The organism is Thainema salinarum CENA647, from assembly GCF_057732415.1.
The window spans coordinates 4227516-4243825 of the sequence record NZ_JBYJZJ010000022.1; the positions used below are offsets into that span (position 1 = coordinate 4227516).

General features: G+C 50.5%; 13 protein-coding genes. 5 read left to right on the forward strand and 8 right to left on the reverse strand.

Annotation, left to right across the window (positions count from 1 at the left end):
* Window positions 1-77: 77 nt before the first annotated feature.
* Both AC286M_RS25340 and AC286M_RS25345 read left to right on the forward strand, forming a co-directional pair.
* Window positions 78-1487: an ABC transporter substrate-binding protein gene (locus tag AC286M_RS25340; RefSeq protein ID WP_488207018.1), complete on the forward strand. Its 1410-nt coding sequence runs from the start codon at window positions 78-80 to the stop codon at window positions 1485-1487.
* The gene (locus tag AC286M_RS25345; protein WP_488207019.1) at window positions 1487-3574 is read left to right on the forward strand and encodes an ATP-binding protein; all 2088 of its coding nucleotides are present in this window, start codon (window positions 1487-1489) and stop codon (window positions 3572-3574) included. Before AC286M_RS25340 ends, AC286M_RS25345 begins: the two co-directional genes overlap by 1 nt.
* On the opposite strand, the gene AC286M_RS25350 is transcribed toward AC286M_RS25345, so the two are convergent.
* The 4 genes from AC286M_RS25350 to AC286M_RS25365 form a co-directional block, all read right to left on the reverse strand.
* The gene (locus AC286M_RS25350) at window positions 3539-5992 is read right to left on the reverse strand and encodes an EAL domain-containing response regulator (protein WP_488207020.1); all 2454 of its coding nucleotides are present in this window, start codon (window positions 5990-5992) and stop codon (window positions 3539-3541) included. The genes AC286M_RS25345 and AC286M_RS25350 overlap by 36 nt on opposite strands.
* Window positions 5901-6461 carry a response regulator gene (locus AC286M_RS25355; protein ID WP_488207021.1) on the reverse strand — a complete coding sequence of 187 codons (561 nt, stop codon included), beginning with the start codon at window positions 6459-6461 and terminating at the stop codon, window positions 5901-5903. The genes AC286M_RS25350 and AC286M_RS25355 overlap by 92 nt, the downstream gene beginning before the upstream one ends.
* Before the next feature lie 2 nt (window positions 6462-6463).
* Complete coding sequence (locus AC286M_RS25360) at window positions 6464-7663, reverse strand: IS4 family transposase (protein WP_488203413.1); 1200 nt, start codon at window positions 7661-7663, stop codon at window positions 6464-6466.
* A gap of 180 nt (window positions 7664-7843) precedes the next feature.
* Window positions 7844-8776 (reverse strand): FG-GAP repeat domain-containing protein, encoded by a 933-nt coding sequence (locus AC286M_RS25365; RefSeq protein WP_488207022.1) that lies wholly within the window; start codon window positions 8774-8776, stop codon window positions 7844-7846.
* A gap of 363 nt (window positions 8777-9139) precedes the next feature.
* Here AC286M_RS25365 and AC286M_RS25370 point away from each other — a divergent pair, with 363 nt between their 5' ends.
* Both AC286M_RS25370 and AC286M_RS25375 read left to right on the forward strand, forming a co-directional pair.
* Entirely contained in the window at window positions 9140-10159 is a 1020-nt protein-coding gene (locus AC286M_RS25370; RefSeq protein ID WP_488207023.1) for a multicopper oxidase domain-containing protein, read from the forward strand.
* 87 nt (window positions 10160-10246) lie between these two features.
* Window positions 10247-11083: a 4-helix bundle domain-containing protein gene (locus tag AC286M_RS25375; protein ID WP_488207024.1), complete on the forward strand. Its 837-nt coding sequence runs from the start codon at window positions 10247-10249 to the stop codon at window positions 11081-11083.
* A gap of 165 nt (window positions 11084-11248) precedes the next feature.
* Here the strand turns inward: AC286M_RS25375 and AC286M_RS25380 are convergent, their stop codons facing one another.
* Both AC286M_RS25380 and AC286M_RS25385 read right to left on the reverse strand, forming a co-directional pair.
* On the reverse strand, window positions 11249-11644 hold the full coding sequence (locus AC286M_RS25380; RefSeq protein ID WP_488207025.1) for an ACT domain-containing protein: 396 nt from the start codon (window positions 11642-11644) through the stop codon (window positions 11249-11251).
* 7 nt (window positions 11645-11651) lie between these two features.
* The gene (locus AC286M_RS25385) at window positions 11652-13091 is read right to left on the reverse strand and encodes an MFS transporter (protein WP_488207026.1); all 1440 of its coding nucleotides are present in this window, start codon (window positions 13089-13091) and stop codon (window positions 11652-11654) included.
* A 14-nt stretch (window positions 13092-13105) separates the two neighbouring features.
* Between AC286M_RS25385 and AC286M_RS25390 the strand changes: the two genes are divergently transcribed.
* Window positions 13106-13279 (forward strand): hypothetical protein, encoded by a 174-nt coding sequence (locus AC286M_RS25390; protein ID WP_488207027.1) that lies wholly within the window; start codon window positions 13106-13108, stop codon window positions 13277-13279.
* Window positions 13280-13285: 6 nt separating this feature from the next.
* Here the strand turns inward: AC286M_RS25390 and AC286M_RS25395 are convergent, their stop codons facing one another.
* Complete coding sequence (locus AC286M_RS25395; RefSeq protein WP_488207028.1) at window positions 13286-15388, reverse strand: FAD-dependent oxidoreductase; 2103 nt, start codon at window positions 15386-15388, stop codon at window positions 13286-13288.
* Window positions 15389-15651: 263 nt separating this feature from the next.
* A complete protein-coding gene (locus AC286M_RS25400) occupies window positions 15652-16116 on the reverse strand; it encodes an MEKHLA domain-containing protein (RefSeq protein WP_488207029.1) in 465 nt (154 codons plus the stop codon).
* Between the last annotated feature and the right edge of the window lie 194 nt (window positions 16117-16310).

The following is a 16310-nucleotide window of genomic DNA, read 5'->3' on the forward strand; positions in this document are numbered from 1 at the left end:
CGAATTGAATCTGGGAAGACTAAGAGAACTTACTGAGAAACCTGCTTCTCTGTGTTCCCATACGTTACGTCTTCATCATGAATATGAATCGCCGTCAATTTATTGCTTTGGCTGTATTGTCTGCGCTCCTGACAAATTGCCGCAATTCCTCTAGGCAACTTGAGCAAAATACCAGTCCGGATCATTCAGCTAATCCAGGCACGACTCATTCAGAGGCTACAGGTTTTGATTGGCGACGCTTTGAGGGTGCAGAGATTACGCTATTTCTTGATGATCATCCTTGGACAGATGGAGTCCGTCCCTATCTCAAGGATTTTGAGGCGTTAACTGGCATTAAACCCAACCTGCAAGTTGTGCCAGAACCAGCTTATTTCGAAGAAATGGAGACAGCAATTCGGGGAAATCCATCGCTTGCAGATGTCTATTTTCTGCCCGTTGATTCTACGGCGTTCCGGCAGTGGAAGAATGATGTGGTGCGTCCACTCACGCCGTTTATCAGTGATGCGAGCCTAACAGCCTCGGATTATGATCTACTGGATTTTCCGGAAGGATTCCGCATTGCAGGCATGTACCCGCCAGCTAGCCCAGACGCCCAACTGTATGGGATTCCAGCTACGTTTGAAGCGTATATTCTTTTCTATAACAAGGATCTCGTTGCTCAGTATCTTGATGGTAAGGTGCCTCAAACGATGCCAGAGCTGGTTGCTGCCGCGCAGCAGATCAACCGGGCTGGCAACGGGCAGGTATTTGGTGCGGTGATGCGGGGCATCCGGTCGGATGCCATTATTGATACGGTCACTGGCTTGGTGTTGAACAGTTGGGGGCAAGACCCGACACCTCTGCCCTATAACGTTTGGTTTAACAATGACTGGTCCAAGCCTCGGCTGAATGAGCAGCGGATTACAGAGGGACTGACGTATTATGCTCAACTAATGCAGGCTGGGCCACCGAATATTCAATCGATTGACTGGCCAGATGCCAATCAGCTTTTCCAAGATGGCAAAGTGGCTTTTTTTATTGATGCTAGTTTGTTTGGCCCCAGCTATGAGAACTCAGAGTCATCGAAAGTTGCAGGGAAAGTTGGCTATTCAACGCTACCAGCAACCGATCGGGGGTCGCTGACTGGTCACTGGCTGTGGGGTTTGGGTATTCCAAGCGGGGCGGCTCAACCTGAGGCGGCTTGGTACTTTATCCAATGGGCCACCAGTCAAGCGATGGAACCCAAAATTGGGATGAAGACGGGTGGTGCGCCTCGTCTTTCAACTTGGCTGAATAATGTGGACTACGCCAATGCGATGAATCCAGAATATGCGCTGGCCGTACAAACGGCGATGCAAACGTCCCGACCAACAGTAGTGTTTCGAGATAACTGGAGTGAGATGGCCTTTGCGATCGCAGATGCCATTCAGTCCATCTATGCGGGTGAAGCGCCTGCAACCGTTACCCAAACCCTCCAGCAGCAAATTGCCCTACTTGCCCAAGGATAATGAAAGCCCTCTTCTATCAATTGCGAGCCTTGACTTCGATTCGGACTCAAATGCTGTTGGGGTTCGGGGCGATTCTGCTGTTTAACGGCATTAGCACTGCCATTGGCTACCTAAGCCTCCAGCGTTTGAAAACCAGTGCCCAAACCAATCTGGAATACGCCGCCCAGATCCGAGAACTCAGCCTGGAAATTCGTAATGAATTTCTGATTGCCCGCCAGTATGAAGAATCGTTTTTGAACCGCTGGCGCACGGCAGAATTTCAAGCGCAAGCCAGCAGCTTTGTAGACACCAATCAGCAATATTTGAGTCAGTCTAGAGACAAGATCGATCAGTTAGAAGCAATTTCCCACGACACCGAGGCGTTTGCCGCTGAAATTGATCAGTTACGGTCACTCCTCAACAACTACGAATCTGCTTTTCAGGCCACTTTGGCGCGGATTGAAACCGACCATACCAATCTTGGATTTGAGCAGAGTCTAGACGATGGGGCGCAAGCCATCCAGCGCCAAATCCAGAGCCAAAATAATCCGCAACTGCAAAGTTTGTTCTGGCAAATTGTGGCTAGCGAACAAGCTTACTTCAATACGGGCGATCAGCAGCATGTGGATAATGTGCGGCTAGTGGGTAATCGGCTCAAACGGTTGGCGACTACGACGGGTGATCCGGCCACAGGCCAACTGGTTGAAAGTATCAATCGCTATCTTGCCGATTTTGATCAGATTGTGACGCTGGATCAGCGAGTGCAGGTCAATACGCTGCTGTCGCAAAGTGTGACCCAGGAAATTGACCAGCTAACCCAGCAGATTAGCGATCAAAGTCAGCTCGGTGTTGAACAGGCCCGCAACCAGCTCCAGCAAATTGCCATTCAAAGTCGCATTGCGCTGCTGACGACCGCAGTGTTAGCCTTTACAGTGGCCGGACTAGCGAGCTTGCTGCTGACGCGGCGGATTCTGCGTCCGCTGAACCAACTTGCGATCGCAGCTCAGCAGATGGGCGAGGGCAAACTGCACACTCGGGTTGACATGGCCGGAGATGATGAATTTGCCGTGGTGGCGCAAATCTTTAACCAGATGGCGGCTCAGCTTCAGAGTACGCTGGAAGATTTAGAGCAGCGCGTTCGCGATCGCACCCTCCAGCTATCGCAGACCAATCATACTCTGAAAGAGAAAACTGAGTATTTAGAAAAGACACTGCATGAACTGCAGCAGATTCAACTGCAGCTAATTCAAAGCGAAAAAATGTCGAGTTTGGGACAGTTAGTCGCCGGGGTGGCCCACGAAATCAACAACCCGGTCAACTTTATCCACGGCAATCTAGCGTATTTGGATGAATATGCCAATAATCTGGCCTTTGTCTTGAATCGCTATCAGGAGCGGTTTCCAAATCCAGGCGAAGATATTGCCCAACTCTTAGATGAATATGACGTAGAGTTCATTCAGCAGGATTTGAATAAACTGTTAACATCCATGCAGGTTGGCACCGATCGGATCAAAGAAATTGTCTTGTCTCTGCGCAATTTTTCTCGCTTGGATGAATCTGAATCCAAATCTGTTGATCTACATCAGGGCTTAGATAGCACACTCCTCATTCTGCAAAACCGCCTAAAGGGCAACTCTCATCGTCCCCAAATTGAGGTGATCAAAGAATACGGTAATCTGCCAGCAATTAGCTGCTATCCTGGTCCGCTGAATCAGGTGTTTATGAATCTCCTCGCCAACGCGATCGATGCGCTAGACGAAAAATTTGCCGAGACGCAGGCTCCAGATCCCAGTTCAGAACCACCGACTATTCGCATTTATACATCCGTTATTCATGAACATCAGGGCAATCAGCCGTCGCAGCCTTTTGTGCTGATTCAAATGGCCGACAATGCAGGTGGCATGCCGCCCCACGTTCAGGCTCACCTGTTCGATCCGTTCTTCACCACTAAACCCGTGGGACAGGGCACAGGTTTGGGATTATCAATTAGCTATCAAATCATTACCGAGCAGCATCATGGTCAGCTCCGCTGTCAGTCAACCGTTGGTGAAGGTACACAGTTTAGTATCTTGCTACCCTTTGAGGACAGTGGGTCTGACGTTGGCTAACAACGCTTCAGCTTCGGCAACGTTGAGGGGACGAGCAAATAGATAACCCTGGCCAAATTCGCAGCCCAACTGCTGGAGTTGCTGAAGCTGTTCATCAAGCTCGATTCCTTCTGCGGTCACGTCCATCCCTAGCGTATGCGCAAGGGCCGTAATCGCCCGCACAATCTCAAAGCTGTCGGGATCAACGTGCATCCGACTGACAAAGGAACGGTCGATTTTGAGGTTATTAATTGGAAATCGACTTAGGTAGCCAAGAGACGAATAGCCAGTGCCAAAGTCGTCAATACTGATTTGAATATGTCGCTGGCGAATTTGCTGCAGCGTTGCGATAGTCGCTTCTGTATGCTGCATGAGCGTACTTTCGGTAATCTCCAGCCGCAGTGTTTCTCCCGATAGACCAACATCTTGCAAAATTGCATCCAGTGTTTTGACCAGCGTGGGTTCGCATACTTGCTGACTGGCAACGTTGATGTTGAGTTTGAGCTGATGATAGCCGTTAAACTGCTGTTGCCACTGATGAATCTGACGGCAAGCCTGCTGCAAAATCCAATTTCCTAATGGGATAATCAAACCTGTTTCTTCGGCAATGGTAATAAATTCGTCCGGTCGGATCATGCCTTCTAGCGGATGCTGCCAGCGCACCAGCGCCTCGAATCCCAAGATAGACTGGTCGTTGAGCGAGATAATCGGTTGGTAGTGGAGCTGAAATTCCTGGCGTTCTAGGCCAAGCCGCAGATCATTTTCAAGCTGTAGCCGCCGCATGGTTTGGGCATACATCTCTTGGTTAAACAGCTCGTAGCCGGACAGGTGAGTTTCTTTGGCTCGATACATGGCAATATCTGCATCGCGCAGTAAATCGGAGGCAGAGGGGTATCGATCTGTCGCCATCACAATGCCGATACTAGAGCGGATAAAAACGGTATTGCCATTAATCTCGATGGGTTGACTCAATTCGGCCCGAATCCGCTCAACCCAGTGAATTGCGTCAGAGGTACTGCGAATTTCGTCTAATAAAATGGTGAATTCGTCCCCTCCCAAGCGAGCCACAGTATCGGCTGGTCGAATGCACTGCAGCAGCCGATTCGCTACTTCGATTAACAGACAGTCTCCGGCTCTGTGCCCCAAGCTGTCATTTACAACTTTGAACCGATCCAGATCAATGAACAGGATGGCGAAGGTGTAATCTGGATGGCTCTTTTTGCGGCGGAGGGCCCGTTCAATGCGCTCGATAAAAAGCGTGCGATTGGGGAGTTGGGTCAACGCATCGTGGAGTGCATCGTGGATGAGCTGCTGTTCGACTCGTTTGCGATCGCTAATATCAGAAATAATCCCCTCGATTCGAATGGGCGTTTCGCTATCGGCGATCACCAGTCGGCTCCGATTTCTGACCCAGCGAATTCCGCCATCGGAGCCGAGAATGCGATGTTCAATATCAAGATTGCCTCGCACGGTGAGGGCTTTGATAGATTCCTGCACCTCGGCTCGGTCATCCGGATGGATCACCTCGAACCAGAGAGCAGGATTCGTCAGGAAGTCTTTGACTGGACGTTGATAGACCGTGGCGGCAGCGGGATTGAGATAGAGCACGTGAAACGGCTCAAAGGAGGCCGACCAGATTACGTCCTGAAGCGTGTTTAAGATTCCCTCGAGTCGTTCTTCGCTGGCCTTGAGCTGCTGATTGACCGCTTGAAGCTGCTGCGTGCGCTGCTGCACACGTTGCTCTAGTTCGTTGTTTAGCTGATCGAGTTTGGTTTGAGCCAGTTTTAGCTCAAGTTGGTTTTTGATGCGAGCCAGGACTTCCTCCACTTGAAACGGTTTAGTGATGTAGTCTGCGCCACCGACCGAAAACGCTTTGACTTTGTCAAATGCAGCATCTGACGCACTAATGAAGATCACAGGAACGGCTTGAGTTCTGGGATCAGCCTTCAACCGCTGACAAATGGTATAGCCGTCCATATCCGGCATCCGGATATCCAGCAGAATCAAATCGGGCATTTCTGCTGCCATTGCCTGAAAGGCGATTGGCCCACTTTTAGCGCAGCGCACGTCATATTGGTGTCCGGCAAGCGCCGCCGATAAGGCCCGCAAATTGTCAGGAGAATCGTCAATGACCAGGATCTTCTGTCCGCTGGGTGCTGGGGCTAGATCGCTGTTTCCGTTTAGGTTGTGATGAGCGGTATCAGGAATGAAGTGATGCATAAACCCTAATCGTGTAAGCAAAAAGTATGCCGAATTTGCTGGTGCAAGTTGTGCTGGGGAGGCGCTGAAGCTTGAGTTAGCTGGATGATTTGTGATGATTTGTGCCCGGTTGGACGCATAGACTGGACTAGACTGTGAACTGGGATGCAGCCGGAGTGCTTGGGGCAGAGGGATGTTGAGCGGCCAGAGCTGCATCTGCGATCGCAACAATTTGGTCAAAATCAAAGTTGTTAACTTTTGCTTGCAGGTTGACTTGACACTTGCGGTATTCGGATGGCAGTTGATCCAGCAGGGCAATGATGGCTGAGCTATTGAGCTGAACAGCGGCTTGGCGGAGTTGTTGGAGCCATTGGGGGGACATCGCGGCCAAACTGGTTGGAAGGGAGTAATGGGACGTACCGTTGGTGGTGCGATCGCAGGTTGAGCGATCAACTATCAGGCGCTCATCTTGCAGGCTCTCGTCATAGAGATAGCGCACACCCAGGTGTGCCGCAATCTTGTTGAAAATTGTGGCCGATTGGAATGGCTTCCGCACAAAATCATCGCAGCCCGCTGAGAGAACCATCGCTTTTTCTTCTTCTAGAGTGCTGGCCGTGAGAGCAATGATGATCGTGGCTTGACCTTGCGGTTGAGCCTTAATCTGCTGGGTGGCCTGATAACCATTGAGCACCTGAAAGGGTGACAACATAGCTAGATAGCTTGCTGCATCAAGGATAGGGCACGGAGACCCCGCTGAAAATAGAGGCGTTTGTGGGGTTTGAGCGCCATCAACTGAAACGCTTGATTGGCCCACAGTTCCATCCCATACGTCCACCGTTGCCCATAGAGAGCCAAGCTGAACTCACTGTGTCGCAAGGTTTTATCTTGGTGTTTTTGAATACGTCCAGCATAGTGGTCAATGCGGAGTTGCCGCATCCATTGCCCCTGTAGGGTGGCCAAACTGTACGCGATCGCAATGAGTAAGAGCAAGGCTAAAAATCGGGGTTCATTGACCTTGGTGTCCTCTAAGTTGTAGCCCCCAGTCTTACAGTCCTTGAAGAGCTGCTCAATGCCCCAGCGACAGCGATAGATCTCAATGGCCTGCTTCAAATTAGGCAGATTGGTGAGAATATACCAGGGGTCTTTCGGGCCTTTGTTACGATAGCTTCGTTTCCAATAGATCGCCAAATTAAAGGGACCCAACCCATCGCCTTTGTTGGCCAAGATGCCCCGATAGAACTGTCTCATGCCGGGTTGAATGCCCAAGTCTTTCACCACGGTATACTCCTGTTGCACACTCACTTGAAAATGAAGGTCTTTCTTCTGCCGCAAGGCAAACATGATGCCCCTGGAGTCTAGCCATTTAGCTAGTTTTGGACTATGGAACTCTCGGTCTCCAAGCACTAAGACGGGGTAGGATTTCAACAGGGGGAAAACGGCTTTTAGCAGTCGTTTTTGAGTCCGAAGGTCGCTGTTGCCGCTTTGCTTTAAGACCTCCCAATACAGGGGCAGGGCATGGGTGCCCCAGATCAGAGAGACCATGAAGATATTTCGCCCTTTCCACTGAGTGCGGTCAATCGCCAGAATCCAGTAGCCATACTTTTGATGCTTCAGTTGTTTGAGGCGGCGGCGTTGGGATCGATTCAATCCCCGTCCGGTTTGCTCTTGCCGAATCCAGTATTTCACCAGCGGAAACCACAGCAGTTTGACCCTCAGTTGAGGCAAGACTAAAAACCGCTGTAAGTTCCGTTTTCGACTGCCATATTGAATCGGTTGAGGAAAGACACTGGCTAAAACTGACAGTTTGACCTGACGATGGGCCTGTAGCAAACATAACAAGAGCTGCAGGGTCAAATACTGCGGGTCGCTCAGATGAGCTTGGAGGGTGGTTTGGTAGAATGCAGGAAACATATTTGGTTGGGGGAGTCTGCTCAAGGCTCCCTATTTCTTTGCCTCTGTTATTCTCTCAAAGCTTTGTCCACCTTGGTTCTGAACTCGCTTGTCACCCGGTTAGTGGAAATAAAGTTTTCGGGGTTGGAAATTGTTTTGTAGGGCGGCGGAGCCACCCTACAAAACAATTTCCGATAAAGTCTAATACTCAATGGGTTCTCCCATTTCGTTTAGGTAGCCCTGCTCTACCAAAAATGCCTTCAGTGCTAAGGGAAAACTGTAGTAGCGACCCACTTCTTCGCCGCCCATGTTGATCGTCAGACCCCAATCATCATCAGGATTATAGTGCGCCAGCATGTAATCCCAGCCCTCTTGGTATTCGCCCAGCAAAATCTTTTGTGCTACGTAACCCGCCAGAATCCCATTGGGAAATTCGGGATTTTCTTCAACAGCTTGATACATTTGCCAAGCATGCGATCGCAACTCTTCCTCGTACTGGCCAGTGGTCTCTTCCAGGTGACCGTCTTTAAAGGTATAGATTAGCGAAGGTGGAAATGAGCCGGCATAGGAACTAAACCGATAGAGGAAGGAATTATCCACGGTGATAAACTCGGTTGAACCGTCACCATCCAGGTCTTCAAATGACCCGCCACCACCATCCAAGTATCCCGTTTCCGCCGTGACAAACTCACCATCCTGCCAGGAATAAATCGAATAGTTGGTGCAGCAATGGGCACCACCACTGTAGGTACTCACTAACACTTCCGCCGTACCATCGCTGTTTAAATCCTCCAGCCAAACCCGACCATAGCCAAACGCCATTTCAGAATTGGTTAGCTGCGGTTCGCCCTCGTAAAACAACTGATAGGTCAGATTCTCCTGATCCCAAGCGTCTTCTGCATCTACATCAAAAGGTGTATAGCTGACTGAAACGGAAACTGGCCCAGCCGATAGCTCTCGATTAGTGAAGGGTTCAGACTCATGACCGAGCTCGATCTCTGTATCCGCTAATGCGGTATTGGTTAAAACTGGAGATGCGATCGCAACTGTCACTACCCCCAGTCCCAGCATGAAGCTTTTCAAGAGCAACGAACCAGTCAATAGCGATGCAGGACAACAGCGGAGACGTTTCATCGTTCAATCCTCAACAGGTATAAAATCTAACGCAGCTAGCGCCAATAAATAGACTATCTTCTGCTCACTACAAATCATTTCCCTGCTGATCCGCACAGTTTTAACTAGACTTTTCGATCTGTACCGTCACCGAGCCATCCCATTTTGCTTGAGCCACTGACAGAAATCCAACGTCTAAACGTTGGAACGTTTAAACGTTTTCAAGGCTTCTCAACCTTCTAATCAATGTGGCTCCTGTATTAAACCAGTGTTAAACCAACAGAATAAGCTTATGAGTCGTCTTTTTCAGCAAAAGTGATGCTAGGATGCGTAGTGGCCTGCATCAGTTAAGAATAAATTGCAACAGCCAAGCCACTTCCTTTTATGACTGAGCGACTACCCAAATCCAAATCAGGCAAACTGCTCTGGTCTCGCCGCCGACTTTTGGGCTATGGCGCGGCGAGCATTGGGTTGGTGGCAGCTTCTTCTGTGGCTGTACGATCCAAGTGGCCCTCTGGCAATTCAACTCAGCCCGTACGGATTCCCCCTTTACCCGAGAACTACACGGCTCCTGCTGACAACCCTTTTGACCCAATGGCAGTGCTGCGAGAGTTTGATTATGGCACAGTCCGGCATGAACAAGGTCGCATCGTGCGGGAGTTTGAGGTTACGGCCAATAGTTCAAAACTTCAGCTTAACAGCGTCATCCCGTTTGTGAGCTGGAATCTCAATGGTCGGGTACCAGGGCCAACCCTGCGAGCGAAAGCGGGAGAACGAGTGCGCATTATCTTTCACAATGAAGATGGCCACTCGCATAGCATGCATTTTCACGGCACTCATCCCGTCGAAATGGACGGGGTTGATCCGGTGCGGCATGGCAATACCAAAGTCTACGAGTTTGATGCTGAGCCATTCGGGGTACATCCCTATCATTGTCACATTGCCCCCGTTACGCGGCACATCAGCAAGGGGCTGTATGGCCTGTTTATTGTCGATCCGCCCCAGGAGCGCCCACCTGCCGATGAGATGGTGCTGGTGATGGGCGGTTTCGATATCAATAATGATGGTCACAATGAACTGTACGCGTTCAACGGTATTCCTAACTACTATCGCGACCATGCAATTCCGATTTATCAGCATCAGAGAATTCGGCTGTATCTGCTGAATATGATTGAGTTTGATGCAGCCGTCACCTTTCACATTCACGCCAATATGTTCCAGATCTATCCCACAGGCCGCGTTCTCAGTCCTACTATGGACTCCGACGTGATCACAATGGGCACTGCTGAGCGCCACATCCTCGAATTTTCCTATAAATATCCTGGCAAATACATGTTCCATCCCCATCAGGATGAAATCGCAGAACATGGCTGTATGGGATTTTTTGATGTCATACCGAGCTAAACTTTTTCGCGTTATCTATTGACAGTTATTTCTAATAATCATAAGCTCGTCACCAAGCTCATTAAATGAAAGTGATTCTCAAGTGTCATGGCCAAACAGTTAAAAGCAGTTGAACTCTTTCTTGCCCTTGGTTTAGCGGCAACAGTCAGTGCGTGTGGTAGTGCTTCAACGGAAGGAGGCGAAGCTGGAGAGACATCTGATTCAGCTCAGACAACCGATGTTGCCTCAGCAGGTGGCGAGGGCCATGAGGGGGGTGAAGGTCACGCCTCTGAAGGCGGCGAAGGCAGCGCCTCCGGTAATCCAGACGTTGACTACATGACTTCGCTAGCTCTGATGAAAGGTCATCTGTCCGTTGCAGAGGAACTGATTAACGAAGGTAGCTACGCAGAAGCAGAACCCCACATTGGACACCCGGTTGAGGAGCTGTATGGCGGCATCGAAGGTCAACTGACGGAGCGCAATGTGCCGCAGTTCAAGAGCGATTTGACTGAGCTACATGATTTGGCTAAGTCAGCTCCCACTGACCCGCAGATGAAAGAAGAATTTCAAGCCTCAATGGCCAGTATCGATAGTGCGATCGCAGCTATTCCAGAGGAACAGCGACAGTCACCCGAATTTGTCATGGATGTGATTGTCAACACGCTGCGTACGGCTGCCGAGGAATATGAAGCGGCCATTGTAGATAATCAAATTGTGGAAGCAATTGAATATCAAGATTCTCGCGGATTTGTTCAGTACGCCGATCAGCTTTATCAAACCATTGCAGACGAGATGAGCCAAACTCGCCCAGAAGATCATGCTGTGATTATGCAAAATCTGGATGAACTGCAAACGATTTGGCCCTCGGTAATACCGCCCGAATCTCCCGTACAGTCACCAGACGTTGTTTACGGTCTAGTATCGGAAATTGAGTTGCGGAGCTAGAGCGCCCATACTCTCACTCCTTCTCACGTTTTACAGCCATAAGCCTCTAGTGCTGTGTCAAATCAGTTTTGATGGTTAATATGTCGCGCTTTACACGATATATTAACCATCAAAACCCACCAAAACAGCGTTGACAAACCACTAGGTTGAACACTTGAGAAATGGTCACGGCCATAAGATCTGATGTCCCTGCTGAGTTAATACTTCAATAGCGCGATCGCAGGTTTCCTGTTTCACCAGTACATAGTCGGTGTCATAGGTGGAAATGGCAAAAATACTGATTTCTGCTGCGGCCAGGGGAGTTGCGATCGCAGCTAAGATACCTGTTAAGCCAAAGTCCAATGTTCCTATTACCTGCAGTGCACGCCAGCCGGATTCCACTTTCATGTCGGTCAGATTGGCTGGAACTTGAGCTGCCGAACAGACAACCGAGAGTTCGGTTGCGGTATAGGTAATTGAGCAAAACTGCGATCGCGCCCAGCTAGGAATGGTCGCCGTTGGCGCTAGCTGGCAAATAGCGAGTTGCTCAGGTAAGACGGTTAGCGAAAGTGGCGTGGTCATGCTGATGTCATTCGGATGCAGATGCTTGATGTTGCTGCTCGCGACGGGTCTGTAGCTGTAAGAGGATATCGTGATGGACTTCGCGAGTGATGGGATAGAGTGCAGCAATGCCAACGCCCGTTAATAATACAGCGGCAGGCAATGGGCCTAACAGCCAGCGAATCGCAGCCAGCGCACTATCGGGCTGATTTAAGACCAGCGCATCACTACTCTTTTGCGTCACATAGCCTGACCACTCTAGGGTTTTGCCGACTAGAAAAATCGAGATTGCTGTGCCAAATTTCTGTAACTGCACCATTAATCCACAAAAGATGCCCTCTCGCCGCTGCCCCGTGTTCAATTCGTCTAGATCAATCACATCCGGCAGCATCGCCCAGGGTACCAAATACGCAGTTGATAGACCAAATCCAGCGAGGACGCCCAGGACATACATCCAGCCAACTTGTCCCGGTTGCAGCAGAAAGAGACCCAGTTGAGCCGCTACCGTTAGCGGAATGCCCCAGCAGTAGGTGGCTCGTTTGCCGATGCGCTGCCCGATTGGGCTCCAGAAAAATATCATCATCAAGGCTGTTCCCTGCACCGCCAAAACCATTTGGGTGAAATGCTGAGCGGGCAGGCCCATCCAGTTGATCACGAAATATTGCAAGATGGCTGCCGTTGCCTGAAGCGCCACCCACGAGCAGAGGTAGACGCCCATCACATAAAGAAACGGGCGTGAGCTAAATACAATGCGTAGCTGCTGTCCGATAGGGAGATGAGACGTGGCTTCTACAGCAGGGCGAGTAGACTGGAGTTGCCAATAGCGATCGCGGGTTGCCCAGACGCAGCCAAAAACGGAAATCACCACGATGAATCCCGAAATCACTCCTAGCCAGAGATAGCGCTGTCCGACATCCGCAACTGTCGCGAAAATAATTTGGGCGATCACCAGTCCTAAGATGCTGCTACCAATGCTAAAAGCGGATTTGAAGCTAACCAGTTGCGTCCGCTCATCGTAGGTTTGGGTCAGCTCAGCCGCCAGCGTGGAGTGCGGAATCGCCACGGCAGTGAGCGCCGCATAAAACAGAATCAGCACGCCGCTGTAGTACAGAAATAACTGCCACTGGGTCGCGAGTGGCGGCATCAGCCACAGCATACCAAAGCTAATGCCGAGGGGCACTGCCCCCCAAATCATCCAGGGATAGCGGCGGCCCCACTTGGAGCGAGTGCGATCGCTAAGCCAACCAATCAGCGGATCGTTGATGGCGTCCCACACTTTGCCAACCAGCAGCACCGTGCCTGCTAACCCTGGCGATAAGCCAACCACATCGGTAAAAAAGAACAGCAGGAAAAAGACCAGGATGCTGTTGGGGATTTCCTTGCTCAGCTCTCCCACACCGTAGCCTAACTTGGTTGTGAGATTCAGAGAAACCGGAATTGTTGCAGCAGACACAGGGGGTGCAGACATGGATTTTTACTTCTGTGAATAGACGTCGCGAGAGTTGCCAGTCATTGCGATCGCAGATCTACACGGATGTATTGAGCTGCGAAATTCCAGCAACCGTTAGCCCTAACACCTTAAAACAGTTTGCCAGCTATCTAGGTAGCCCAACTCTGAAGCGTCACCTCCTTGCCCGCTGGATAAACGGACGGTAGTGGTATTCAGGTAATGTCTAGTTTCGCTTTCAGCAGCTCATAGAAAATCCGCGATAGATCTCGCCGCTTCAGCACGGCTCTATCTTTGGGCGTCCCTGTGCGCTGAAACACATCGTAGGCCACGACCAAATTCGTGCGCTCCAATACGCGAGCGATGAGAAACGAGAGATGCTCTCGAATCATGGGTCGATCAGGCGCAAACAGTCCCGGATCAACCCCGCTGACAATGTTTTTATCGGCCAGTGTTTCAATTACCCCGTAGGCCCAGTGTGTTCTAGGCACATCTACAAAAGTAGGCTGCTGCGGCACGGTGATGGCTAAATCTAACAAATTCACCAGTGCTGCACAAACCACAGCCCGATTGACGCTGGCCTCTGGCCGAAAATGCAGCGCACCATTCAGCTCACTCCGCACAATTCCCGCCGTAGCCAGCACCTGAATCGGCTCAAAATCTGGATCATCATGGGCCACATCATCAAACCAAAAAATCGGTATGCCATTGCGGGTCAAAAATCCCTGGAGCTTCCGCACCATTGCCCTCGATTGAGCAATTTCACGCGGCTGCAGTCCTGTCCAAATGGTGAACACGGCCAGAAACCCGCTGGCCTCGCCAATGGCCCATTCAATTGGATGCAGCCGATAAACGGCATTGGTCAAATGTGTCGTGCCAATACTTTTAGACGACAGAATCAAGCCATCCATTTGTCGTGGAACCAAAGCTCCTAACGGCAGCGAAAAAGGCTTAGCCAATAAAAATGCACCCAATGGCGCAACATGCCCTCTCGCGTCATTGCCGTGTAAATCAATGTAGTGATAGTCACCAATCCCAACGCTGTCATCAAAACAGGTGCCTCGGGCCGCATTTGGGAAAAATGCCTCTGCCACATCTTCGTGCCGAATCGTGGTTAGCGCCTGTCCTCGGCGAGCTTCCCGAATATACGGGTCGAGGGCAACTCCATCAGATGACCACATTACGTCGCCACGGGGCTGAAGTTCGGCCAAACCGTTCGCTTGCAAATAGCGGACATAGGCGCGGGCGCGACTGTAGCCTTCTCGCAAATAGCGCTGGCGAGTGGCTGCATCAACACCAACTAAATAACCGGGTCGATAGTCATTGCCGCAGTACAAGTTGCCTGCTGGATCATGAGTGACCCCCCAGTTGAGTACCGTAATATCTCCGTCACTAATCTTTTTCTCGGCTGGTTGCTGTCGCAGCATGCGCCGATAGCGAAAGGGGCCAAAGTCATGATAGAAATCGAGCAGCTTCCATTCTCCGCTCGATTTTTTGTAGTAGGTTGTCGTAAATGGATCACGGCCATAGTCGGTGTTGGGAGCAGGCATGACCTGACTGCGTCCGGCCACTCGTTCGACTGCAACACCGTAGGTGAAAGACTGCTGACATTCTGGATGCGGCACCATTGGCAGAATCTGCTCATTGGTTTGCTGACGCGATTCTTGTCCAACGTGGGACGGAATATTGCCCAGTTCCAACAAATCGCCTAAGTCTGTGGCTTCAATAATTACAGTCGCGCTAATTGTAAAGGTATAGTTGCGCTGAGTATCGCGGAAGACAACGCCTGTCATGCGATCGCGCACAGCAGAATTGGTCTTCAACACCTGAATTGGCACAGCATGCGGCACTAACTTAAGCCGATTTTGATTCAAAAACGGTGCGATCGCATCATTCAGGGCCGTAGCCGCCACGATTGGCGTTGTACAGAGTGGACTCACCCAGCCGCCACCTGGATTGCTAACAACCTCGCCCTGTAGCGGTTGGAGCTGGCGTTGGCGCTGCCGAAACTGTCGCTGCGACTGGGAAAGGGCAAAGCGCTCTCCCACCACTGTTTCGCCAGTTGCCGCCTGCTGAATCAAGCTGCCATCGTCCGAAGCCGGTAAACCTTGAGTCGTGAATTGGCCACCTACAATATGTCGGGGCTGTACCAGATAAATCTCTAGTTGGCTATATTTCAAGCCGGTCAGTGCGGCTGAATAGGCTGCGGTTGAGCCACCGACAATCAAAATGGGACAGGTGAGGGTTTGATTTGCTGATGGACGGGTAAAGACGTGACTGGCAAAAATACCGTTTTGGTGAATGGCCGGGCCGGGCATATGACCTCAGAAGCGTGAGTAAGAGAAAACGCTGGACAGAAGTCATTGTGGCATCTGTTTGGGGGAGACGCTAAATTCGCCCGGAATTTGTTCGTAATCGTCCAGTCAAAATCGTCCAGCAAATCAGATGCGATTCAAATTTGATTCAGATGCGATCGCACTTCAGACTTTTCTGTTCACTTTTTGCCCAGATTAAGCAACGCTTCCTACTGCTTTGTCCAGTGTGTTTTGAGGGGTAGAAGAATTTCTACTTTGACAGACTACTACGGCAAATATTCGTAACGCGAGAAAATCGCCGCCTGGCCATGCAGATTGCCTTGTGGGTCAATCACGTTCCAGAGAATGCCATCATCAATATGAAAGCGGCGACTCGTGCTGGAGATGCGGACACCCGAGTAGGGAGTATAACCTTGTTTTTGGGCAGTCGAGAGAAGTTGCGATCGCGTTTCCTGATTAACAACTTCAGCAGTTTTACGGGATGGCATCTGGATAAATTCAGCCCAAGTCAACTCCCAAATTTGCAGCGCCAACTGGTTGCCATAGTTAAAAATCGGATCTGCTTCTGTCCCGTGAGACAAAACTGCCAGATGAGCGTGAAAGACCTGCTCAGCTTGTTCAAGCGGTGAACCCTGAACGTCCAACAGTGGCCGACCTGTCCAGTGCTGAAAACTGTAGAGCAATCGCTGCGTGTGGTGAATAATAAACGGATCTTGCCAGGGTTGATTCATCGTTGAACAGTACCGCTAATCTTTGCACTTTGCATTAAAGCCCAGCAGGGATGATTTTGCGCAATGCGGCTGCTCACCCCTGCTGGGCTTTAATCCTACTAATTGTTAGTAGGGTCTACTGTCCATTCCGCTTTTGGATAGAAGCTATCATCTGCTGACGCACAAGCTGAGCCCATTGGCTGAAGTCAAAGGAA

Coding starts and splice junctions, on each gene's coding strand:
- AC286M_RS25340 (WP_488207018.1), top strand. CDS start 78: ATGAATATGAATCGCCGTCAATTTATTGCTTTGGCTGTATTGTCTGCG.
- AC286M_RS25345 (WP_488207019.1), top strand. CDS start 1,487: ATGAAAGCCCTCTTCTATCAATTGCGAGCCTTGACTTCGATTCGGACT.
- AC286M_RS25355 (WP_488207021.1), bottom strand. CDS start 6,461: ATGTTGTCACCCTTTCAGGTGCTCAATGGTTATCAGGCCACCCAGCAG.
- AC286M_RS25360 (WP_488203413.1), bottom strand. CDS start 7,663: ATGTTTCCTGCATTCTACCAAACCACCCTCCAAGCTCATCTGAGCGAC.
- AC286M_RS25365 (WP_488207022.1), bottom strand. CDS start 8,776: ATGAAACGTCTCCGCTGTTGTCCTGCATCGCTATTGACTGGTTCGTTG.
- AC286M_RS25370 (WP_488207023.1), top strand. CDS start 9,140: ATGACTGAGCGACTACCCAAATCCAAATCAGGCAAACTGCTCTGGTCT.
- AC286M_RS25375 (WP_488207024.1), top strand. CDS start 10,247: ATGGCCAAACAGTTAAAAGCAGTTGAACTCTTTCTTGCCCTTGGTTTA.
- AC286M_RS25380 (WP_488207025.1), bottom strand. CDS start 11,644: ATGACCACGCCACTTTCGCTAACCGTCTTACCTGAGCAACTCGCTATT.
- AC286M_RS25385 (WP_488207026.1), bottom strand. CDS start 13,091: ATGTCTGCACCCCCTGTGTCTGCTGCAACAATTCCGGTTTCTCTGAAT.
- AC286M_RS25395 (WP_488207028.1), bottom strand. CDS start 15,388: ATGCCCGGCCCGGCCATTCACCAAAACGGTATTTTTGCCAGTCACGTC.
- AC286M_RS25400 (WP_488207029.1), bottom strand. CDS start 16,116: ATGAATCAACCCTGGCAAGATCCGTTTATTATTCACCACACGCAGCGA.